Here is a 22453-nt window from a genome sequence, read left to right on the forward strand (position 1 = left end):
TATTTCAATTTTAGAAATTGAAATGGCTGGTTGCTTGTTCTTTTGCGATATGCTCCATATCTGGATAAATAGAACTTTCATGGAATCCCATCGCATCAAGCTGAACTAAGAGTTTCTTTCTGATCTTCCGCGGTATACGAATTTTATAAAAGTAATCGCAGGATTCGTCTAACTTGAGTATCTGATCCAACCGTTCAGTAGTACTATGAATCGTAAAATCCGACTGTTGCACATACATTCTCAAGTCACATCCTACTCCATGACACGCAATAATTTTGCCCTGTGATTCATTATCATCGTTATCTTGATTAGAAAATGCACCTTCCAGGTCACCTCTTAGACTATCGTAGCTTATCGGAGGCACATATTCTCCATAGCCCACTTTTTTATTTAACTCCATTGGATTTAGAACCCAAACAGCTGCATCTGTCTTTGCATCTTTATCACTACTCAATGCAAAATACAGTGCAACCAATGGAGATTCCGACCAATCCAGCAATCTAGTTGGTAATCCATAATGTTGCATTAACGTCAACCACGATGCACGATCATACCGTTGCGGAGCAGTAGGATTCAGCCGCATGGTATGAATCATGAAATTGGTCGATACATACTGCTCATAGTGTTTACCCATACCATCTTTTCGTTGAACCGATGGTACTAACCCCCACGAATAATCAGACTGACCCCGAAACCACATACGATACTGTTGTTCCGCATCAATTTGTGTAATTACTTCTATATAATTTCCAATATTGTTGATTTTAAATTCACGAATCATAATGCAATTTTCTCTATCTTAATAGTAGTTTTACAACATTTAGACCTTTTCAGACTGTTTCTGCAATACCAATCTATAGTAAGTTGTTCTCGTACACTCTCCTTCAACTCGACCCTTTCTAATGTACACAATATTAAACAATCCACCTTCGATTTTTCTCCGATATTCTATCCTCTGCTCCATAAATCAACTGCTTTCTTGAACCACTCATAAGATGAATAAAGAAGAGTGCAATCACAAAGACCAATAAAATCAGACCATCGGCAAAAACTGTTCCAATTCTTGTTGTCACTTTTTATTCAACCGTAACGCTCTTTGCAAGATTTCTCGGCTTATCTACATCTAAGCCCTAAATTCTTTCACCATTTATTTTCAAATCCAGCGCATTTAATCTGCATAGAAAATTCCTGTTTGAGAAAATCATATTTTCAATCTTTTTTCTAGCGTACTCAATTGAAATTCCGACGCCAAAAATCAATAGTAACAGCAACCAGCTATACGGGACATAGTACCACGATAGCGATATACGATCCAGACAAAAAAGTTCTTTCCAAAATATCGAAATACTTGCTTCATGTGTATGTAGCAAATAAATACCAAATGTTGTTGCTGCCACAAAATTGATTTTTTTGTTATAAACGATGTTGATTTTTTTAAACATCAAAAAGAATGCCGCTGCTCCCAAAACACACGGAAATGATTGCATATCTCTTATTGTAGAGAAATTATCCATGGCAAATGTGTTTCCGCCGAGTCCCAAAGAATACATTACCACTTCTGTAATCAGCATTACACTATAACACGCAAGCCAAATCCAAAAATAGAACCACTTGGACTGCTGAAATATTCTGTAGTTTTTACAATTTTCTTTAAGATATTTAATCAATAAATACAAGAATGAAAACCATATCGGCCCAAACAGCAACAGTTTAAAGCCATAATGCACAAGTTTAGAGGGGCCAAACAGATTTCCATTAAATGTTAATGTGGGTACTACGGAGAACACAGCTACTCCCACTAGAATTAAATAGCCCTTCTTTTTCAATTTCCTATACACACAATTTAAAAGTGGTATCAGAATTAGAAGAATTATATAGGAAGATGCAAACCAGTAGCTTCTTCCTAGAATTGGAAGAAACGATTTTATCCACACAATTGAATCAATTCTTTCATGAAAAAACACGGTGTCAACTATATTCAACACAATCATATAGAAAAATGTTTGCATCCATAGTTTCACTATTCTTATACTTTTAAATTTCGAGTCACACAGGAAATAAATTCCTAGAATTACAAATACATTCGTTCCAAATTTTCCACCGAGCAAATATACCATTGAGACCATGCAATTTAATGATATTTTCGGGTAATGTACCCCCCCCCCAGACTAACTACATGATTCAACACTATTATGGCCATAGTTATGATTCTACAGCATTCTAAATTGCTATCTCTCTTTTTAATATCTTTTTTCATTGAAGCCTCTTCGTTATTGTAAGATTCAAAAAACCATATAACGATATTCAGGCATTAACCTAGTTTTTGCCAATATCGTCACATCAGTTCCCAATTAAGGCGCTTTTCACAAGAGCATTATTCTTTTCATCACTATGAAAAACTGACCCGAAAGCGGTTTAGATAGACATTTTGCGATAAATCAATCCAGCTTTGACCATCTATCGAAGATTGCCTGCCGACTAAATCACAGTTCACCAAGGATGTCCATCGTTCTCTCCACGCCACTTCTTATATCATATTTTGCGCTCCATCCCAAATTTTCCAACTTACTTCCATCAAGTCTTGCTTTAGTAGCCTTGCTATAGCCAGCACTTTCTATCTCATCCGGTATTTCAAATACAACTTTTGTTCCAGCGTAATCGGCTATCAATTTTGCCAAATCTTTAAGCATAATATCCGATTTTCCATTTGAAATATTATACGCTTCTCCAGATTCTCCACAAAGAAGCACTGTGAGTAATCCAGAAACTGCATCTGCAACATAGGTGTAAGAGTAATATTGTGTTCCCGCGCTTTTTAATACAATATCCTCTTTATTAATCCCTTTATGCAAAAATTGAGAAAGAGCTTTGGTATCAGATGCCAAAAGCGTTGGCCCATACGAACGAGTCAGCCTTGGAATCACTATGTCAAGCTCTTTTTGCTTTTTATATGCCTGACACAATGCTTCACCACAGCGTTTGCTCTCAGGGTATCCAGCCCTCATAGTGTTAGAATCAATGTAGCCACAATATTTTTCATCAAATTTTTCTACATCACCACGATTTTCACCATATATCTCATTCGATGATGCAAATGCAAATCGTCCCGCTCTATGCTCAACACAAAAATCCAACATATATTTCACGCCAAAAATATTTGTCGTGATTGTTCCTATTGGATCGGTCGAGTACTGCATCGGATGTGTATTACTAGCTAAATGCAGAACATATCCGATATCCCCGACTGCTGTAGTTTGTAGTGGTTTATTGATATCGTGCTGAACAAAAATAAAATTGCTGTCTTCAAAGCAATATCGGAATCTGCCCTTTGCCTTATCCTCATTTCTTCCAAGCGCATAAACTGCGCAATTTAACCCCTCTTGATTTTTTTTCATGATAACATCCACAAGAAAAGAACCAATCAGCCCTGTTGCACCGGATATCAAAATAGACCGATCAGCCATTTTATTCCATGGCAAATCGAGATTTGCCACATATTCTACGTCTTCAATATATTTTTTATTGTCATATAACTTCACTTACACTCTTCCTCCTCATCAATATCTCAGGAAAAGAATTTCATGGCAGACTCATTCATTTCGGCCTTAATTTGCATTAAAGACCGATTACTTCAGCCACGTATCTTTTGCACCATTCAAGTACGCCTTAAACATTTCAAGGTTATCTTTCGTTGTCAACTTAATGTTTTTATCCGAACCAGCGGCAAAGTGCAATACCTCACCCAATTCGACCATCATCGTATTTGTATAGGACGATCCATAAATTCCGATTTCCTTTTCAAACGCTTCATGATAGCGTCTGTCCAAATTAGAAAACTCGTATGCCTGTGGTGTTGAAACTCTTCTCAATGTCTCTCTGGGAATATACTGCGTTGTTGTCGTTTCATCTTCTTTGGAAACAACAAAAATTTGCTCATTGTACGGCATTGACGTAACGCCATTTCCAAATTCCTGAGCAGTTCTTATGACATCAGTAAGCACCTCATCTTCCACCAATGGCCGCACACCATCGTGAATAATAGCAATATCCCCTTCTCTACATATACCTTCCAAATTGTATACACCATTCCGAATAGATTCCTGCCCGCTATTTCCACCAGGAACAATCCACTTCAACTTGTTGATATTAAACTGCTTTGCGTATGCCCAAAGAATTTGATCCCAGCCTTCCAGACATACCACCTCAATTGCATCAATAAGCGGATGATTCTGAAAGCTCTCTAGCGTATAAATTATAACAGGCTTATCATATACATTTATAAACTGTTTTGGGATATCCTGTCCCATTCTGTGGCCAGATCCTCCGGCAATAATTACTGCAACATTCATTTTTATCCTCCTCAATCAGAACATAACTCCAGAATAGTCAACCTTTGGGTACTTTGAAAAGTCAAACAAATACTCCGGCAGCATTTTCTCTATGTATTCTATTTCTTTCTTACACTGCGGATAACGATCCATAAGTCTCGTGTTGTTGATCGAAATTTCCGGTTTAAAGTATTTTTTAGGCTCCGCATGATTTTCACAACCCAAAAAAGCTTCAATTCTCTTTACCGTTTCATCATAGTTGTAGATTACATCCTCGAACCGAACGAACAAAATCCGATCCGTATCTTTTCGTTCCTGGTTCTCCCTAAGACGCTTATAATATTCCACAAACACCTTGACGTCCTGGCGAGGCATAAAGCGTGCTTCACCTTTGGCATCTCGTGCATATTTTGATACAAGCCATAAATCTCTAGGATCACGATCCACAACGATTGCCTTTGGGTCCCTAAAAAAAGGAAAACAATTTTGGGGAGCATTTCCTTCAAAGACCTGATCAAAAACCACCGTCTGTTCAGGGTCAGCTCCAGATGCACGTATCAGCTCATCTGTATAGCATTTTGCTTTTTCATAAAATCCCTCTGGATTAATGGAAAGATACATTTTACGAGCAGGCCAATGATCAAACGAATGTCCTGTCAACTTTTCATAATTTGGGAACACCAGTTTCTTATACAACAAGATAATAAAGTTCAAAAACGGATGCCCTGTATTATAATCAATGTTGTCGATTCCGTACCAACTTCCCTGAATCAAACTGTCTACAAATTCATTTGCTGCTTTTATATATTTTTCCGGTGGAATCGTTTTCTTGACAACCGGCGTTTTATAATATGTAATGGACTTTTTAAATCTTACGATTGCAGCATCTCCAGAAATATGTCTCGAATACTGTTTTACCAAATGGTATTCCAAGTCCTGCAATCCATCCACCTTGAAAGCTTCCTGAATCTCAGACTTGTCACAAACAACCAATTCTGGATACTCTTTCAAGAGACCGACTACTGCGCTCGATCCTGTTGCACCATATCCGCATACACCAACAAACATTTGAAAATCCCACCTTCCTTTAAGCCGCAGCTTTCATATCATACTGCTTTTTTCCAGATAAAAGTCGTCCAATTTTTTCGTTTCCTTTTTTATATCGTACCCTTTTTGTTCAATCCATTTATGCGGGTCATTTTCTCTCTGCATATTTTTATATTCCAGAATTTTCTCCGCCCACACTTCAGGACTATCGCTCAAGTTCAAATACGCGCTTTGCGGTAAAATCGCAGCATCCTTTGTAATAGTTGTCGCAAATAGAACAGGAACTCCAATTGCCTGAGCTTCAACACCTGTCACTGGAAGTCCCTCAAAATGAGAAGGCATAACTAACAGATCAAACGCCTGCATAATGCGATTTACATCCGATCTGAATCCGAGGAACTTCACCCTGTCATCAATCTGCAGCATCTTACACTTTTCTTTGATTTTGTCCTCCAACTCACCTGTGCCAACACAAACCAGCACGGCATTGGGATCTTTTTTATCTTCTCTCGTTTGACGAATAACCGCCTTTGCATCATTCAGACTGTTAAACGGCCCTGTTTCTGCTGTACCTGTTCCCGTTTCTTCGTCATAGTTGTAATGGTTATAGAACTTGCCATCGGAATATTGCAGAATTGCAATATCCTCGATATATCCCTCCTGCATCATCACCGTTGACTGATACCGTGCAACGACTTTTGCCTTTCGGGGTTCCTCAACCGCTGCGGCGGTTGACTGCTCTTTCGATTGCGGTTCCTGCTCCATAAAATCAAACATGGACATCTGCCCCTGTTCAGGACCCACAATCTCAACAGCCCTCTTCTTCTCCGGGAAAATCGTGTACGTTCCCTCGACATACTGGTGCAGGATAGAGAGGGATTCTGCCTTGCGCTCATATTCTTCCGAATCCAGCGGCACGGACAGCAGTGCAGTGTCCATCTGCTCCAGCAGTTCAGCCGACTGTTCGGTGTCGGCCAGTTTTTTGACGAGAGCATTTCGTCCTTCTTCATGGTAAAGGTCTTGCGGATAAGGCCGCTCCACGTTGTTCGACAGATGGTGATAGAAGCCCATCACCCGCATTGCCATCCGCTCGCGCTCATAAGCAGGCATCCGGGAGTAGTCTGCCGGCTTCAAATACTCACTGTCACGGATAAGCTGGTTGATCCGGCCTGCGGCCTGATTCCAGTTCAGATGAACGCTGGCATACGGGCTTCCGTATCCTCCCACGACAAAAACGCATTGACAAGCGTGCCGCCCTTTGCCGTGCTGCCTACTGCAATACGCAGCCCTAAATCATCGAACCAGACTGCATACTTTGCGCCGTCAATTTCAAAGCCTTTGCCGCCCGCACCATATTCGTTTTTCACGAACTCCATGTATTCTTCCGGGGTTTTCTCGACCATGAAATTGTAGATCAGACGAAGCTGACCTTTACTGCGGTTGCTGCCCGTGCGCAGAATTTCATCGACCACTTCGGAATCAAGTGCAATTTCATCCGCATACCGCGCCTGGATCGGTGCTTCGATAGCGCGGATCTGCTGTTCCACGGTCGGCAGATCAGGAAAAGAAAAAGCAGAGGCAATTTCTTCCTCTGCTTCGCTCAAATCCTGTTCTGTTGTCGTTTTGGTTAATTGTACACCAATTCCTTCAAGACGATCTCCTCGGCCATCGCTGTCAGGTTGTTCTGGTGCGCCGCCCATGCCAGCGGGTCCTTCTCCTTGCTCGGTGCCGGGAACTTCTCGTTCAGGCTGTCCAGCAGGGTTTCCACCCTGCTCTCCGCTGCTTCCTCGATCTGCGCCAGATGCTGGTTCAGCCTGCCGCTCATCAGCATACTCTGATACCAGTTCTTGCGATTCCTTTTCAGGTACGTCCTGCGCAGCATCCCGTACTTCCCGATGGTCTGCGGCTCGTCCTGCACGGCCAGATTCGGGAACAGATAATCTCCCTTGCGGTAATACGTCAACTCCATTTTCTTGTCCTCCTTTGGTCGTGGCCTCTTCAGTTTCACGCTTTAATGTGCTAAAGTCTATATTGGTATTATACAAGCTGTCAACAGATTTTTCAAGCTGCTGCGTGATTTCTTTTTTGTAAATTTTCCGCATCTCACGGCTAATGTCAAAAAGAACCGCTTCGCACTGTTCGGAAACCGCATTGCCAAGGAACGACAGCACCGGCAGCTTGTTGAAATCCACGATACGGATAAACTCATCATCGTCCAGCACATCCATAGGCTCCTGCCCGCAGCGGCGGGAAAGCGTATAGAAGATACTGTTGGTCATCAGTTCCCGGAAGCGGACACGGATGTTATCTTCGTCCAGTTCCTCCAGAAAAGTGTCTTTCACCTCATAGGCCAGACCATCCATCGCTTCATCCAGATTGTCGGCGGTCAGCTGCTGTGCCAGTTCCAGCAGAGCAGCGTTCATGCTGTCTGTCTGGGATAAACCATAGGTATCTGCCAGATGGTCTAAGATAGCCTGCTCATGCTCGTGGCTGTCCAGATTCCATAAGAGCGGTGTTCTGCCGCCGCGTACCAGATGGGTGTCCGCAATATCGAACACATACCGCAGCTTGGTACGAGGTCCGGTATCATCCAGAAGCGCGATGCCCTTTGCACCACGATTGACCCAGCGGTTCATTTTCTGATTCCACAGTTCCAGTTCTGCACAGGCGGTTGCATCGGGCCGCTGTGCGTGGATCAGGAGCGCATCGGTGAACGAATAGCGGTACAGCCGCGCCGCCACATCCAGATAACTCATCCAGTCCTGTGGCGAGTTACTGACATACCGGGCGTTCTGCTGCGCCAATTCTCGAATATCGTTAATCTGTGGCAAGGGTCAAACCTCCTTTACGTTTTCGTTTTCATCGTTGTTTTGGGAAATTCCAGACTGTACTGTGCGCGGCCCTCTTCGACGCGCATCACAAGATCGGCAGCGAACGTTTTATCTTTTTTCACGGAATAAAAATCTTTTACATGGGTGCGGCCTTTCTTCAAAAGGTCTACCGCCATCTTCTTGTCCAGCGTTTTTCTCATATTGGCCAAGTATCTGCTTTCTTTCCAGAGGGCAAATTTGCAGCTGCGGTCTGCACAACAAAAGCTGAGCTTACTCTCATGTACAGGGTTTCCGCAGACCGGGCAGCTTCCTACGCTTACCTTATTATGATGGGGAGCTGCCGCGACGGTAGGAATCTGCCGGAGGTCAGCCAGCATCCTATCGAGCAGTCCGTGGATGCCCTGCATAAAATCATGTGGCTTGATCTCGCCGCGCTCCATCCGCAGCAGGTCATTTTCCCACTCGGCTGTCATGCTGGCAGATTTCAGGTAGTCCGGGATATTGCGGATCGCGGCCACACCGTCCTCCGTAGGAATCATCTGCTTGCCTTTACGCTGCACATAGCCGGAGGATACCAGCTTTTCCAGAATTGCGGCGCGCGTTGCAGGGGTTCCCAGACCTTTCTTCTCCGTGTCCTTTTCAAATTCCTTGTTGCCTGCTGTTTCCATGGCCGACAGCAGGGTATCTTCGGTGTAGACTTTCGGCGGTGAAGTAAAGCCCTGCTTTTTTTCTGCCCGTACCACCGGAATAACCATCCCCTGTTCCAGATCGTTCGGAAGTGACGCATCCTTGTTCTTCTCCGGCTCCACAAGCGGAACAGGTTTTGCAGTATAACCGGGCTGCAGAACATCCTTATATTTTGCTGTAAAATTCTGTCCCTGACAGCATACCGTCACAAGCACATCCTCATAGATGAACGGCGGCTGCACAGCCTGCACCAGTTTCCAGATGATAAGCGAAAGAATCTTCTGCTTGGTTTCGGACAGCTTTTCCTTATCACACTTTGCACCCTGCATAGTCGGCAGGATCGCATGATGGTCTGTGACCTTGCTGTTGTCAATAACGCAGCTTACGTCTGCCGCCGCGTCATCTAAGGCTAGCACCAGAGATTCCACCGTCTTGCGCATATCCTCGGTCACGAACTGGCTGTCCGTTCTGGGATACGTCACCAGCTTTTCTTCATACAGTTCCTGTGCCGCCTGCAAGGTCTGGCTGGCGGTCAGACCGTAATAGCGGTTTGCTTCTCGCTGCAAAGTTGTCAGGTCATACAGCTTCGGGGGCTTCTTTTCTACCCTCTTTCGCTCGATGCTGCCGACCACCGCGCACTGCCCGTCACAGGCAGCCCGCATGGTATCGGCATCCTGCTCCTGCGCCATCTGTTCCGATACTGCGACCATGCCCCCACCGGACAGTTCCACTTTATAATAGGGTTCCTTTACAAAGTTCTGGATTTTGGTCTGCCGTTCGGTCAGCATCGCCAGCGTCGGGGTCTGCACACGGCCAATGGTCTGTTTTCTGCCGTACTTTTTCGTAAAAGCACGGGTTCCGTTCATGCCGATCAGCCAGTCCGATTTTGCCCTGCACTCGGACGCTGCAAACAGATTATCATACGCCGCACCATCTTTCAGGTTTTCAAAGCCCTGCTGGATGGCGGCATCCTCCATGCTGCTGATCCACAACCGCTTGATGGGGAGTTTGCTTCCGGCAAGAGCATACACACGGCGGAAAATTGCTTCGCCCTCGCGCCCTGCGTCGCAGGCGTTCACCACATAATCAAATTTCTTGCTGCGGAGCAGTTTGCGCAGAACATTGAACTGCGGCTTCTTGGTATTGTGTACCAGCAGTTTCCACTCAACAGGGAGAATCGGCAAATCCTCAAAACGCCAGTTTTCATAGCGTTCATCGTAATGCTCCGGGGCTGCATACTCTGCCAGATGCCCCAGACACCAGCTTACCACGCAATCCCCACCCTCCAGATACCCGTCCTCCTGCCGATATGCACCGATCACTTTTGCAATGGATTTCGATACGCTCGGTTTTTCTGCAATCACCAGATATTTCAACGCTTTCTCCTTTTTTGAAAAAAGCAGGGATAGCCTTTCGACTACCCCTGCATCCTTATGTTACGGTTTTCTTATGTGCCATTTTCGTTGCCGGACTGATTATCCTCGTTCACCGTCGCAAGGCTCTGGTCGGTTTCCAGATTTTCACTCTGCGGCGTTTCTTCTTTCGGCTTCGGCTTATAAATGTAGAAGTAGAAGAAAGCACCTGCACCGCCCAGTGCCGCCACGAATACCAGCAGCAGAATCTTATTCATGCCACCGCTCGATTCCTCTTTCGGTTCTTCGATTTCCACATCCGGGGTAGATTCGGGTTTGGTTTCGGGCAGAACTACCGCAGGCGTTTCTTCTTCCTGCTTGCCGTTCCGCTCTTCATCATCCAGAAACTCCTGCAAATCGTACTCGTCGATCATCGAGAGCATATAGACGTTCTCATTGTTCCGCGCCCGGTCAATCACCAGAAAGAACGTGTTGCCGCCCTTGGTCTTTACTGTGAAGAACTCCTTGCTGGGGTCATCCACGATGTCATCCTCTACCTCGCCGTTGCCTGCGATGGTGAACGGAATCTTTTCTTCCTCCGTCGGCTCTGCCTCCTCGATTACCTGCACAGGTTCCTCTGCCACCTCAGTGGTATCCACATAGGCAAAGACCGGAGTCGAAAAGCCCACCGCCATCAGCAGGGTCAGAATTGTGCTGGGAATAACAACACCCAGCCGTTTAAGCATCTTTTTCAATCGCTTCCTCCGTTTCCGCTTCCTCCGAAGCATTGTTCACAGCGGTCAGGAACGTCACGTTGCCCGCCTGAATGTTGTCCAGCAGAGCCAGCAGTTCGCGCCCGCCCATCTTGGTGCTGCGGATGGCACGGATGATCTCGCTGTCCTCTTCCTTTTTCTGTGCTGCCCGGATGGTTCTCAGCCGTTCTTCCAGTTCCGCGATCTGCTGTTCCGTTTTTTCGGCTTCATCCAGATATTTCTGTAATTTTTTGCCCATCGGCCCTCCTTTCAGTTGATGCGGCCAAAGCCTAAAAAGTGGCTTTGCCAGTAGGTCGAATTGATACTGGTATAGGAAATGGGGTCGCCGCAGTGGATCATCATGCCATTGCCGACGTAGATTCCAACGTGCGACGCGCCAACGGTGTTATAGGTTTTCTCAAAGAAAATCAAGTCACCAGGCTGTGCATCCGCAGGAGAAACATAGCTGCACTTTCCGCGCAGACCGTTGGCTGTTGTACGCCCAACGCTCCACCCATTGCCGCTGTTATTGATGACCCAGCAAACGAAGCCGGAGCAGTCAAAACTGGTGCTTGGGGAACTTCCGCCCCACACATACGGCATACCAAGATACTTTTCGGCTTCCTCAATCATCCTTGCAAACTTTTCATCCGAAAGGGCTTCCGAAGGAATATCATACTTGAAGCCGCCGGAGCCACCAGTACCGCCGCCCGTGCCAATACTGCCCGTTGTGCCGCCGCTGTATGTCGGGGAGCCTGCACCGAACAGTTCCGGGCGGTTGCCGTAGGTCAGGTTGTAGGCATCGTACCGCCCGGTCTGCTTCCGGTTCATGTTCTTCCGCGCGATGGTATCAACGACACTGCGATTCCCAATCCGCAGCCCCTTTGGGGTGCGGATTTCATGTTCTCCGTTGCTCATCTTCTCACGGCCTCCTTTGTGTTGGTTTAAGTTTCTTTTTTCTTCTATTCAATTTCACCTTTTGAACTTCCGCTCTTTTTTCACCTTTTTCGGCTTGCATATTTACGATTTTTACGGTATAATAATCCAAAAGATGATAGAATATAGCATATATTATAAGCAAGTCGTACCGCCGTGTCAAGATGAAAATGTGAAAATTCGTTGCATCTTTCAGATTGAATATTCACAAATTCCTTTGTACATTGTTACAGCACGATAACTACGCCATAGAAAGGTTGCAAACATGAAATTTGGAGAGAAAGTTCGCGATCTACGAAAGAAGCATTCTTTAACACAGGACGAATTGGCACAATGTCTGGGTATCAACAAACGAACGATCATCGGATGGGAGCGTGATGGCCGCTACCCTCGCAGCATTGAAATGCTTGAAAAGATGGCCGATATATTCCATGTACCTCTGACCTATTTACAGCCGGATCAGTCTTTATTTATTGAACGTGCCGCCGAATCCTACGGAAAAAAGGGCAAAATAGAAGCCCAGCATCTCGCATTTGAGCTTACTGAGCTATTTGCCAGCGGAGAGTTGACCCCACAGGATATGGACGGCATCATGTATGAAATGCACAAAGCCTATTTTAAGTACCGAGAACAAAAACGAGAAAAGGAACGAATAATGAACCTGTGAACCACTGTTCTATTCACTATGCTATCCCCGGAAGGAGATCACATTATGGATTCTGCATTTATTCACCAAGCCGCCAACGAACTTGTCCAAAATGCCGGAACTCGCAACATCAAACAGATCGCGCGCAGTTGCAGTCTGGACATCAGTGAAACATCTCACATTAAAGATATGTTGGGTTTACTTTCGCTCTATTTTGATAAGCCACTGATTCTTATCAATCGCCAGCTGGACAAACAGACAAAGCAGATGGTGTGCGGCTATGCCCTCGGACATTATCTGGAGCATCAGCTTCTTATGGACTTGCATACTCTGAACAAGTTTCTAACCATTAAGGACAAACACATCCTTCTATACGAGCATAACGCTTTTACATCCCACCTGATGCTGGACAGTGATGAAGTCTATCAAATGACGAAGCGCGGGTTGGACGCGGCGCAGATTTCTGCGGCCAAGCGGATTCACCTCAATCTGGTGCTGGTGAAGTTGCTGGAACTGCATCATCTGGGATACGATCTACGGCACTATCACGCCCAGCACCATGCGTTTATTAAACAGTTCAACCTTCCGGCACATTTTCAGTTTGATGTTGCCACTGACTAAAAAATTTATCTTTGTAACATAAAAAATCCGTAGGGGCAAGAATGATCCCTACGGATTTTCCATATTATTACAAGATTGTTTTTACTTTGCTCAGCATATGTGAGCGATATAGAATATAGTATAAAATTATCGGAATCAATGTAGATGCGAAGAAAATATCTGCTCCATAGTATCTAAATTCACGAAATATCAGTGTATAACTAAACGCCACCCACATATGCGTAAAATAGATTATTTCACTAACATATCTCATATGTTCCCATATTGGATGCTGCGGCAATGTTACTTTACAGGAAGCACTCAACAAAATTTCAGCAATCAAAAACTTTAACAAAAACCCCCATGTATCCCCTGCTAAATATAATGCTCCCAATAATATTAGGCCAAGAATTATGCTAATCCGCCCACTTAATATTTTCTTTTTAGCAACAATCCATCCAACTGCTATATAACCAAATCCAGATAGAATTCTCCCATTTCCAAATATAAATTTGATGCACTTAATTACCATCTCTATTTTTCTATATTCTGAGAAATCAACTGTCGTTAGTACTCCTATACCCCCCCCCCCATTAAAAATATGGCCATCATAATCTTAAATATATTTTTATCTTTGATTTTATGTTCAGCCATAATACAAATTGAAGCAATCACAAAAAACACAGACAGTAAATACCAAAGTTGCCATGAGTAAAATTGTTGGCCTATAAAGAGAAATCCTCTTATACAATCGAGTACGTATCTCGCAAATGACATATTATTTTCCTTGAATCCAAAAATAGTTATTGGCAGATAAATAATATTCCAAATGACATATAACGAGAGTACTCTTGATAGATACTTCTTACACACCTCCATACTTTTCCTGCTTAATATATTCGCATCAATTTTTGAAAACAGAAGAAAACCCGATACTGAGAAAAAATATGGCACAGCCAAACTAGTAATCGTGTCAAATAATCGTTGCACAACTATAGACTGTATGCTATAAAGCGGCTGAGTGTGAATAGCGACCACACACACTGCCATTATAAACTTTAATAAATCTATTCCGTAATAGTTTTTCTTTTCTAGCATTATCTTTAATAATCACTTCACTTTTCTTATATTCACCATTTCTCCAAGCTTTGCATCCCATTCTTCAGGAACAAACGGCATAAAACCACCACATGGGGAAAACGTCAGCTCTGAGAAGTACACTTTATTGTTTATCTCGTATAAATCAACCCGTAGAAATGGATGCCCACCGGATAAAGATTTTGCTATTTTCACCATTTCATCGAACTTTGTGGGCTTCGGAGGAAGAACTTCAAATTCAAGATAGTCAGATCGTCCAAACGGAGCTTTTTCCCAATTCATTGTCAAAAAACTCAGCCGAGCAGTTTCATGGTTATCCATTCCATTTGAAACATAGAGATATTTAGGAACACCATTAAAACAATAAAATTTGTAGTCTGTCAATCCATTACCTGATATATCTTCCATGTATTCCTCAGCAATAATCTGCGGCTTTACATTTTTATACGGCCACTCACGTCCTCCTTTGTAGTAGTTCGTTTTCATAGATTTCTCTATTTTCTTTTTTGCCGCCTTTTTATTTAGATTGCTTTTGTCCTTGCAAACAACCAATCCACCAGAATCGTGTGTACATTTTAGAACAAACTGCGTTGGTAATTTATCAAAATCAATATCATCAAAACGACTCCAAACGCCTAAAGTCGGAATAATATGTTCTTGCCCTATTATACTTGCCACATATTTTTTCGCCATGAATTTATCTACCATTTCTGTATATTCTGGCTTTCGATCATTCAATTTCAACCATTGAAGTTTTTCATTAAATGTCACAGGATTATTGAGGTCAAGCTCTTTACCAAATTTTCTTTTATAGGCCATTTTCAAGAACGTCTCATCATCCATTCCATCATAAAGTCCCGAAGATATTTTAAGCCAATAAATGTGGTTTTTCAATTTATCTATAAACAATTTCATTTTGCTCCTCCTGATTAAAAACCATACAAAATCAGAAAGGCAAAGCATTAAATCCTTATTTACTTGTAGGAAGTTTAATCCAATCCCCCATTTTAATCGCCCATTCTTCTGGTTGAATCGGCGCAAAACCACTGCAATGGTAAAAGGTCAACTCTCCAACATATAGCCTTCCATTCGCACAGTAAAAGTCAACTCTTAAATGGGGCAATCCTTTGGACAATACTGCTGCAATTTTTTTCATTTCATCAAAACGAATCGGTTTTTCAGGTAACACATCCGAATTAGGATCTCGCATTCTAATCGGCAAGTGAGTATAATCCATATCAAAAAAGTCCGTCGTCGGATTTTCTGCCTTGTCTTTCGATATATAAACAATTTTAGGTATTCCACCAAAACAGAAAAACTTATAATCTGTCAAGCACTCCTGCTCGCCCACTTTCGTTGCATCATCTTTAAGAAGAGGCTCTGCAATAATTCGAGGCTTTACATTTTTATATGGCCATTCGCGCCCCCCCCCGAAATAATTAGAATGCAACGATTTATTGATCTTTTTTCTTGCTTTTTCCCTGTCAAGTTTACTTTTATCTTTGCAAATAACCAGACCACCAGAATCATGTGTACATTTCAAAACAAACGCATTCGGAAGCTTTGTAAAGTCAATATCATCAAATTTTTCCCAAACACCTAATGTTGGAACCACATACTCTTCACCAATTTTTTGAGCAATATAAGCTTTTGCTTCATATTTATCAACCATCGTTGTATACTCCGGCTTTCGATCATGAAGTTTCAGCCATTGAAGCTTTTCATTAAAGGTCACAGGATTTTTCAAATCCAATTCTTTTCCGAATTTTCTTTTGTAAGCCATTTTCAAAAATGACTCATCATCCATTTTGTCATAGAATCCCCATTCAATCTTTTTCCAATAAATATGGTTTTCTGCTTTGGACACAACAGCTTTAATGTTCATTTTCTCTCCTTTTAACCATCAACGCTTAACTTTTCTTTTAATTATCAAATTCATACAAGCCAAGAACTGTTTTTTTTCTGTAATAAAATATATAAGTCCAGTCGTCACAAGTACTATTATGCTTGCAATTACAGCATACATAATCCACTCACCCCAACCATTCATAATATATTTTCCAACCAACAACTTATACAGTATCACATTAATAGCAATTACTAGCGCAACTCTCAACACCCTTAAAACGGATTTTTTGCAGGATATATTTAGAATATGCTTATGTGAGTAATAGATAATATCCGTTGTTCTATAAGCAAAAGAACAAATAGTTCCAATCAGCAGACCATACATACCTAATGGTTTAATCAGCAAAAGGGAAACCGTAATATTTATTACAGCTTCTAAAATTGCTCTCCATTGCGTTTCTTTGAAATGCCCTGCTGCGTTAATCATTGTCAAACAAGGAATTCGTATATTATTCGCAAAGCCTATCAACATAAACAGGACAGCAAGCTTTACATCCACATAAGGAATATCTGTATATTTCTTCGTGTAAACACTCACAAATGGCAAAATCATTGATGCTGAAACACCATAGACAAATGTTATTATAATATAATAACCATATTCATACAAATCATAATTTCGCAGTAGGGACTCTCTCTTATTTTCACTCATCAACTGTCCAAAACTCGCTAAAGTTCCAGACGAAAAAATGTTCGTCAACAGTTCATACAGTTTTTGAAAGACCAAATTGTAGACAGAGTATATACTAACTTGCACAAGACTTCCAAATAGCGTCAATAACGTAACATCGGTATTATAAACAACCAAACCTGCTAATTGATGGGCCATCGCAGACCATCTTTTTGACAGTGCTGAGTTATCCCTCACGACCTTTTTATCCAGTCCCGGATAATTATTTCGACAGTATATGGACAAAATCATCATTCTAAAGATAACCATAACCGCAGGAATTGCCATTACGATCACAATGCTTGCCTTAGCCCAAATCAAAATCACCTGAAGCCCAACACGAACAAAATACATTATGGTATCGGCAACAGAAACCACAAATAGCCTCTGATCCGCTTGTAAGAGAACTTTGTACTTACTATAAATGAAACATTCTAATGTGCTACTTGCGCCTATCACAATCATCAAAAGCACAATAAGTATCGGAGGCAACTGATTTGACAAAACAAACGGTAATACGCTCGCAATTATTGCTATCGCTATCGTATAAAGGCATCCCGAAACTGTATAGAAATGGTCAATAGCATTCAAAACTTGGTTTAATCTATATGTGTCCTTTTTAGCAAGAGGCGTATATAAGGCTTGCACTGCTGCAGGAGCCAATCCCGCATTAACAAGTGCTACATAACTCATAATATTAGAAACAGTTGTTGTATAACCATGTAAACTTGCACCATAGGTGTTCAAAATCATGCTTGGCAAAACGAATCCGAATAATGCCGTCACGATCTGATATGCTCCCATAAGTGCCATATTTAGCATAGATGCTTTCTTTTTGCTCAATGGCTTGCTCATGTTATAATCCCTTCGCTGCTTCCTCTAAATATTGTTTAAACAGTGGAAGCACCTTTTCCAAGCTAAAATCCTGTGATCTTTCAATTGCACATTTTCCCATTTGTTTTCGCTGTTCAGGCTGCTTTAATATTTCCACAACTTTTTTTGCAAATGCTTCTGTATCGAAGTGATCTACAAGGTATCCATCAACCGAGTCTCTAATTATTTCGTCTGGGCCGTAATTATGAAATGCCACTACTGGAATACCGCAAGACATAGCTTCTAGTATTGTCATTCCAAAGCCCTCCCATCGAGAAGTCTGGACCATTACTGACGCCCTGCCATAGAATTGATAAACATTATCTGTTGTTCCCAATAGGTTAACTTTCTCCCCTAATCCAGTTCTTTCTATCTCAGCTTTTAGCCAATTATGTGATGGTCCGTCTCCAATAATAGTCACTCTCAACTTCGGGACTTCTTCTGAAATCTTTTTTATTACATCAATTAAGTAGTCCAACCCTTTATGCTCTCGTTCCAGTCTCCCAGCAAACAAGACATATCCTTCTTCATACGTTGTACTAACGCTGTCATTTTTCGGAAGTGGATTATAGAGTACTTTGCTTTCTATACCCAAGTTGTTATCAAATTCTGTTTTGTCAGAATTTGTCAAAACCCAAATGCCATCCAACGCTGAATAACATTTTTTTACATATTTCATCAATCCATATCCAGTTGCTCCTCTTTTTTCAAAGTATGAACCGTATGTACTGTGTTGCCATCCTATAGTTTTTGCTGATATATCTTTCTTGATTTCGCCCAAAAGCAGACTATATTCAATGCCCGCACCAATAACAACATCAAAATTTTCTTCATTGAAATATTTTATGTACTTTTCTTTTTCCTGTGGTGCGATTCGATTGTTTAGGACAAATGGAAGTGCTATACCATTATCTAAAAATCCAATTCTTTTGTTTAATGCAAAAATATATCTTACGGGCTTATGTTCTCGATTCACAGATAGTTCTTCTTGATTTTTCAGCTTAATACGTTCATCAATTTTGAAAAGTTTCTCCCCGCTCATCTTAAAAGGCATCACAACTGTTATGTCGTAATTTTCGTCATTCACAAGTTCATTTAAAATTGTAGTTACAACTCGTTGGATACCTCCTAGTGTATATAGATTTTGTACTAGAACACATATCTTCATTTCCATTTCCTCTTACCGCATAGCTTAAATTCAGTAACAAAAATACCGAAACACAATAAAGCAACATCTGATCAGATTGCGTCGTAATCCCGTTATAACTGTTCACATCGAGAATTAGTATAATCAGAACAATAAAAATTTTAATATTTTTGTTCTTAAGTATCATCATTGCTGGGGTCAAAAATAAAATGATGCACATTACCACTGAAAACCACACTCCAAATAGATATGCCCATCTTAATGGTGGATACTCCAGCGCAGCAATCATTCTTTCCGATAAATCTGCTCCTGCATGACCCATTAAAAAATTAAAATGCAAGTATCCATTTCTCATAAGTAGGGCTAATGCAGTGTTTCTTCCTGTTGTTAAATCTCCTGATTTGAAGCCATCCAAGAATCGTCCGATCACTGTATCCAATAGTCCATAACCATAGGCCCAATAAACAGCCGCGGCGACTAGAATAAAATATTTTATTCCTTTCTTATTGACATACAGCAGTGCAAACTCTATTGCAATCAATATCAGTCCCGTTTTGCTTCCGCAGAATCCTATTCCGATTACACTTACTATTGAATAGTATACTGTCTCTGTTACTGTTTTTTTCTCTATGCAGTAATTTACCAATGTATTAAATGAAAAGCACAAAATCATAACTTCACTTGTCAACAACGGATGCCCAAAATATGAAACCATCCGTCCTTGACGAATAGATTCAATCAATGAATCTGCCGCCGAAAATTCTGCTATTGTCTTTCCAATGCTCGTACCAATAAAGGTATCAAAAATACCACACAAAACAACAACCGTGCTTGCAATGGTTAATAACTTTGCAAACATTTTAAAATATCGAATGATTTCCTGTCTTGGCAAGGAAACATATAATATATAGCATGGAAGAATCGTTGCATAGATGTACTTAATCTTTGATTCAGCCGAAAAATACGGGAGCATCATTCCTTCAATCAGAAAAAGGATTATTAGCGTTATTATCAATAATGGATTTGTAACTCCATTGCTTCCATCTTTAGATAATACTACTCTGCCCCCCCCCCATAATATCTCTGTGTCAGCAGAATAATTCCTATCCATGATAATACATTTACTAATGCCCATTGAGATTTCAACATTCCCACTCTTAGTAAGCTCGGTACAAATAGCAATCCACAGCCCACCAAAAAAAACTGAATATCCTTTTTTCTAATTTTCATTTTTCCAGTTCTCCTCTGTAAATCCAGTTATTATGAGTGGTAATACTTAGGTTTCCTCATAAACATTTACATTACAGCCTAAAGTCAAGATAATATGGCATCAGCCCAGATACATCATATACTGTAAATAGTCGAAGCACCAACCAAATGGGCATTGCCACTTTAACTATCATATAGTATGCTTTTCGAGAATTTTTCGATATTTTTCTCGAAAAGTCGGTTATTATATATCCTAAAATCAAAAGACGAGGCAAAAAGAAATAGCTCGCTCCACGCCAAATCCCTAAAATGTAGCATATTGGAATTAGCATCAAATCGAAGTAGCACATCATTTGAAGCATCCGAAGTTTTTCTTTTTCCAACTCTTCCATTTCTTGCAGTTGTCCATTTACTTTTTTATAGGACAGAATCATATACCCATCAATGATTACTTGCTCAACAATTAGCTTTATGTAGTCGAATAAATATCCCGCAGATGATGATGCACTTGCATAATTTGCATACACCCCTCCTGTTAAATACCCAATACTGCCACCAATAATAACTTTCTTCCCGATATATCCAACAGCACATCCGATAATAATAAAAGCTGTTGCTTTTTTCATCGTCATCTTATTCTTTTTATAATAAAAATAGAAAATCGGAAAGATTGCATATATTAAACTTGCTCTCTGAATAAAAACACTCGCAATAAGTAGTCCCCACATTAAAATATTTCTTCTATTTTTCAAAGCAACTATCGCCAATAAAATCAATGCAATAGTTATATGTGTGCGTATCGCGCAAAAGCTTTGAATAAACGGGAACACAAGCATAAACAGCGGAGTTTTATTGCTTTGTAGGAGGTCAAACTCATCTATAAAGCGCAAATAACTAAATATTATCAGTCCGTAAATGAGTGCGAAGTACACATGGTAGTTAGACGTAATAGTTCTTACCGCCTTAGTCATTATCTGAAACAATGGTTCTGTCCGCACAAAATAGATATTATTTCCTTTACCAGCTAGACACGTCTGGAAATAATCTATATATGTAGGGGCATCATTACCTCCAATAATTATGCCGCTCTCATATCCAACATATCGGTATACAGCTAGGAAAAGCCACACAAAAAACAGAATTGCATAGGAAACTTTTAAGCGCCTTCTTACTCCATTTTGAATGCTTCTTCTTTCCTCTGATATACAAAAGTAGCCTATTGACGCCATCACAAGATATAATATTACGCTTTTAATATCCCACATCTTATCTCCTTATCAAAGTAATTGCAGCCATTTCTGACAAATATTAGGTGCAGCTAACTGCTCACGAATTTTTATTGCATTATTTGAAATATGCTTTACATACCTGCTATTCGTTGCAATCAATGTCATTGCACTGACCAAATCATTTTTATTTTCCATTTGAATAAGAACACCATTATCTCCCGTATGTACAAACATCTTTGATCCTCCTACTGGACAATCGGTTACGATAGTCGGAATTCCCATTCCTAATGCTTCCAGCATCGAATTAGAAATTCCCTCATGATTCGATGTTGAAATATACATGGCTGCTTTATTGATTTCTTCAGGTAGATTTGACGCAAATCCGGGAAGTTTCACACTCCCACCTAGCCCAAGTTCCTGTATTTGCATTTCATAATCTTTCCTCAGTGCACCTTCCCCATATATTGTAAGTGTATAGTCTGGGAAGCTTTCATGAAAAGTCGCAAATCCATCTATTAGAAGTGCAAAATTTTTCTCCTCGGAAAAACGACCGGCAGCAACAATTCGTTTTTCACGTTCTCCATCGTATCTTTCTGGGAGTTTATCAATATCCAACGGATTCGGAATGATCGAACTCTTTTTCTGAATTTTTTCAGAATAGTATGACTGTGCATCTGGGGTTTGAAAAACCATCCAATCTGCCAAAGAAAAAAGGCCACATTTTCTCATAAAGAAATTTCCAATTTTATCTTTCCATGGCAAATTGTTGAACTGAGCTCGCGGATCAGCTCTTTCAGACATGATTACTTTTTTTCTCAACCCAATATTTGCAATCATTGTATATAACGAAATAATGGGAAGGAACGGAATCACTACTTCTGCAGCTGATTCTTTCAGCACCCTATGCAGCTTTCTTATGCGTTTTATAGTTGCTAGTTTTCCGTCATCTGTAAATTGAACTATTTTGACTTTATCAGACACAGGATATACGATTTTCTTTGGTCTTAGTACCACAAGCGTAACGTCTGCTCCAAGCTCTGCACAGCCCGATGCTAAAATTGACATTACCTTTTCTGCCCCACCGTCAGCCAATGAGCCAGTAACAAAAATCACGCTTTTTATCACCTTGTTTTAATCCTC

General features: G+C 41.2%; 20 protein-coding genes and 1 pseudogene. 2 read left to right on the forward strand and 19 right to left on the reverse strand.

The genetic code is table 11. The features are described from left to right. Nucleotides 1–10: 10 nt before the first annotated feature. The 11 genes and pseudogenes from J3349_RS00975 to J3349_RS01030 form a co-directional block, all read right to left on the reverse strand. On the reverse strand, nucleotides 11–781 hold the full coding sequence (locus J3349_RS00975) for an FRG domain-containing protein (protein WP_207676096.1): 771 nt from the start codon (nucleotides 779–781) through the stop codon (nucleotides 11–13). A gap of 349 nt (nucleotides 782–1130) precedes the next feature. Continuing rightward, the gene (locus tag J3349_RS00980) at nucleotides 1131–2126 is read right to left on the reverse strand and encodes an acyltransferase family protein (RefSeq protein ID WP_347564954.1); all 996 of its coding nucleotides are present in this window, start codon (nucleotides 2124–2126) and stop codon (nucleotides 1131–1133) included. Nucleotides 2127–2483: 357 nt separating this feature from the next. Further along, on the reverse strand, nucleotides 2484–3539 hold the full coding sequence (locus tag J3349_RS00985; RefSeq protein WP_347564955.1) for an NAD-dependent epimerase/dehydratase family protein: 1056 nt from the start codon (nucleotides 3537–3539) through the stop codon (nucleotides 2484–2486). 87 nt (nucleotides 3540–3626) lie between these two features. Continuing rightward, nucleotides 3627–4349, reverse strand: coding sequence for an IspD/TarI family cytidylyltransferase (locus tag J3349_RS00990; protein ID WP_207676098.1), 723 nt, complete (start codon nucleotides 4347–4349; stop codon nucleotides 3627–3629). A 15-nt stretch (nucleotides 4350–4364) separates the two neighbouring features. Further along, the gene (locus tag J3349_RS00995; RefSeq protein WP_207676100.1) at nucleotides 4365–5396 is read right to left on the reverse strand and encodes a sulfotransferase; all 1032 of its coding nucleotides are present in this window, start codon (nucleotides 5394–5396) and stop codon (nucleotides 4365–4367) included. 33 nt (nucleotides 5397–5429) lie between these two features. Further along, on the reverse strand, nucleotides 5430–6602 hold the full coding sequence (locus tag J3349_RS14240) for a glycosyltransferase (protein ID WP_207676101.1): 1173 nt from the start codon (nucleotides 6600–6602) through the stop codon (nucleotides 5430–5432). Continuing rightward, nucleotides 6563–8206, reverse strand: coding sequence for a hypothetical protein (locus J3349_RS13995; RefSeq protein ID WP_242699445.1), 1644 nt, complete (start codon nucleotides 8204–8206; stop codon nucleotides 6563–6565). The genes J3349_RS14240 and J3349_RS13995 overlap by 40 nt, the downstream gene beginning before the upstream one ends. 14 nt (nucleotides 8207–8220) lie before the next feature. Further along, nucleotides 8221–10269: a type IA DNA topoisomerase gene (topB, locus tag J3349_RS01015; RefSeq protein ID WP_207676109.1), complete on the reverse strand. Its 2049-nt coding sequence runs from the start codon at nucleotides 10267–10269 to the stop codon at nucleotides 8221–8223. Between the two features lie 71 nt (nucleotides 10270–10340). Further along, nucleotides 10341–10991, reverse strand: a complete 651-nt coding sequence (locus J3349_RS01020) for a DUF4366 domain-containing protein (RefSeq protein ID WP_242699472.1) — start codon at nucleotides 10989–10991, stop codon at nucleotides 10341–10343. After that, entirely contained in the window at nucleotides 10984–11256 is a 273-nt protein-coding gene (locus tag J3349_RS01025) for a DUF4315 family protein (protein ID WP_055187021.1), read from the reverse strand. Before J3349_RS01025 ends, J3349_RS01020 begins: the two co-directional genes overlap by 8 nt. 11 nt (nucleotides 11257–11267) lie before the next feature. Next, nucleotides 11268–11786: pseudogene (locus J3349_RS01030) on the reverse strand (NlpC/P60 family protein); the annotation flags it as partial. 412 nt (nucleotides 11787–12198) lie between these two features. On the opposite strand from J3349_RS01030, the gene J3349_RS01035 reads away from it, so the two are divergent. Together J3349_RS01035 and J3349_RS01040 are read left to right on the forward strand one after the other, a co-directional pair. Continuing rightward, nucleotides 12199–12600: a helix-turn-helix transcriptional regulator gene (locus J3349_RS01035; protein ID WP_207676114.1), complete on the forward strand. Its 402-nt coding sequence runs from the start codon at nucleotides 12199–12201 to the stop codon at nucleotides 12598–12600. 45 nt (nucleotides 12601–12645) lie between these two features. Next, a complete protein-coding gene (locus J3349_RS01040; protein WP_207676116.1) occupies nucleotides 12646–13200 on the forward strand; it encodes an ImmA/IrrE family metallo-endopeptidase in 555 nt (184 codons plus the stop codon). A gap of 555 nt (nucleotides 13201–13755) precedes the next feature. Here J3349_RS01040 and J3349_RS01045 read toward each other — a convergent pair. The 8 genes from J3349_RS01045 to J3349_RS01080 form a co-directional block, all read right to left on the reverse strand. Then, nucleotides 13756–14277 carry an acyltransferase family protein gene (locus J3349_RS01045; protein ID WP_207676118.1) on the reverse strand — a complete coding sequence of 174 codons (522 nt, stop codon included), beginning with the start codon at nucleotides 14275–14277 and terminating at the stop codon, nucleotides 13756–13758. A 12-nt stretch (nucleotides 14278–14289) separates the two neighbouring features. Further along, on the reverse strand, nucleotides 14290–15192 hold the full coding sequence (locus J3349_RS01050; RefSeq protein ID WP_207676120.1) for an ATP-grasp fold amidoligase family protein: 903 nt from the start codon (nucleotides 15190–15192) through the stop codon (nucleotides 14290–14292). 55 nt (nucleotides 15193–15247) lie between these two features. Continuing rightward, nucleotides 15248–16162 (reverse strand): ATP-grasp fold amidoligase family protein, encoded by a 915-nt coding sequence (locus J3349_RS01055; protein ID WP_207676122.1) that lies wholly within the window; start codon nucleotides 16160–16162, stop codon nucleotides 15248–15250. 18 nt (nucleotides 16163–16180) lie between these two features. Beyond that, complete coding sequence (locus J3349_RS01060; protein ID WP_207676124.1) at nucleotides 16181–17710, reverse strand: polysaccharide biosynthesis C-terminal domain-containing protein; 1530 nt, start codon at nucleotides 17708–17710, stop codon at nucleotides 16181–16183. Between the two features lies 1 nt (nucleotide 17711). Beyond that, nucleotides 17712–18896: a glycosyltransferase gene (locus tag J3349_RS01065; RefSeq protein ID WP_207676126.1), complete on the reverse strand. Its 1185-nt coding sequence runs from the start codon at nucleotides 18894–18896 to the stop codon at nucleotides 17712–17714. Then, nucleotides 18820–19986: a hypothetical protein gene (locus J3349_RS01070; RefSeq protein ID WP_207676128.1), complete on the reverse strand. Its 1167-nt coding sequence runs from the start codon at nucleotides 19984–19986 to the stop codon at nucleotides 18820–18822. The genes J3349_RS01065 and J3349_RS01070 overlap by 77 nt, the downstream gene beginning before the upstream one ends. Nucleotides 19987–20176: 190 nt before the next feature. Next, nucleotides 20177–21349 (reverse strand): EpsG family protein, encoded by a 1173-nt coding sequence (locus J3349_RS01075; RefSeq protein ID WP_207676130.1) that lies wholly within the window; start codon nucleotides 21347–21349, stop codon nucleotides 20177–20179. Between the two features lie 12 nt (nucleotides 21350–21361). Further along, nucleotides 21362–22438 carry a glycosyltransferase gene (locus tag J3349_RS01080; protein WP_207676132.1) on the reverse strand — a complete coding sequence of 359 codons (1077 nt, stop codon included), beginning with the start codon at nucleotides 22436–22438 and terminating at the stop codon, nucleotides 21362–21364. Between the last annotated feature and the right edge of the window lie 15 nt (nucleotides 22439–22453).

Source organism: Faecalibacterium sp. Marseille-P9590 (assembly GCF_017377665.1).
Lineage (GTDB): Bacteria > Bacillota > Clostridia > Oscillospirales > Ruminococcaceae > Faecalibacterium.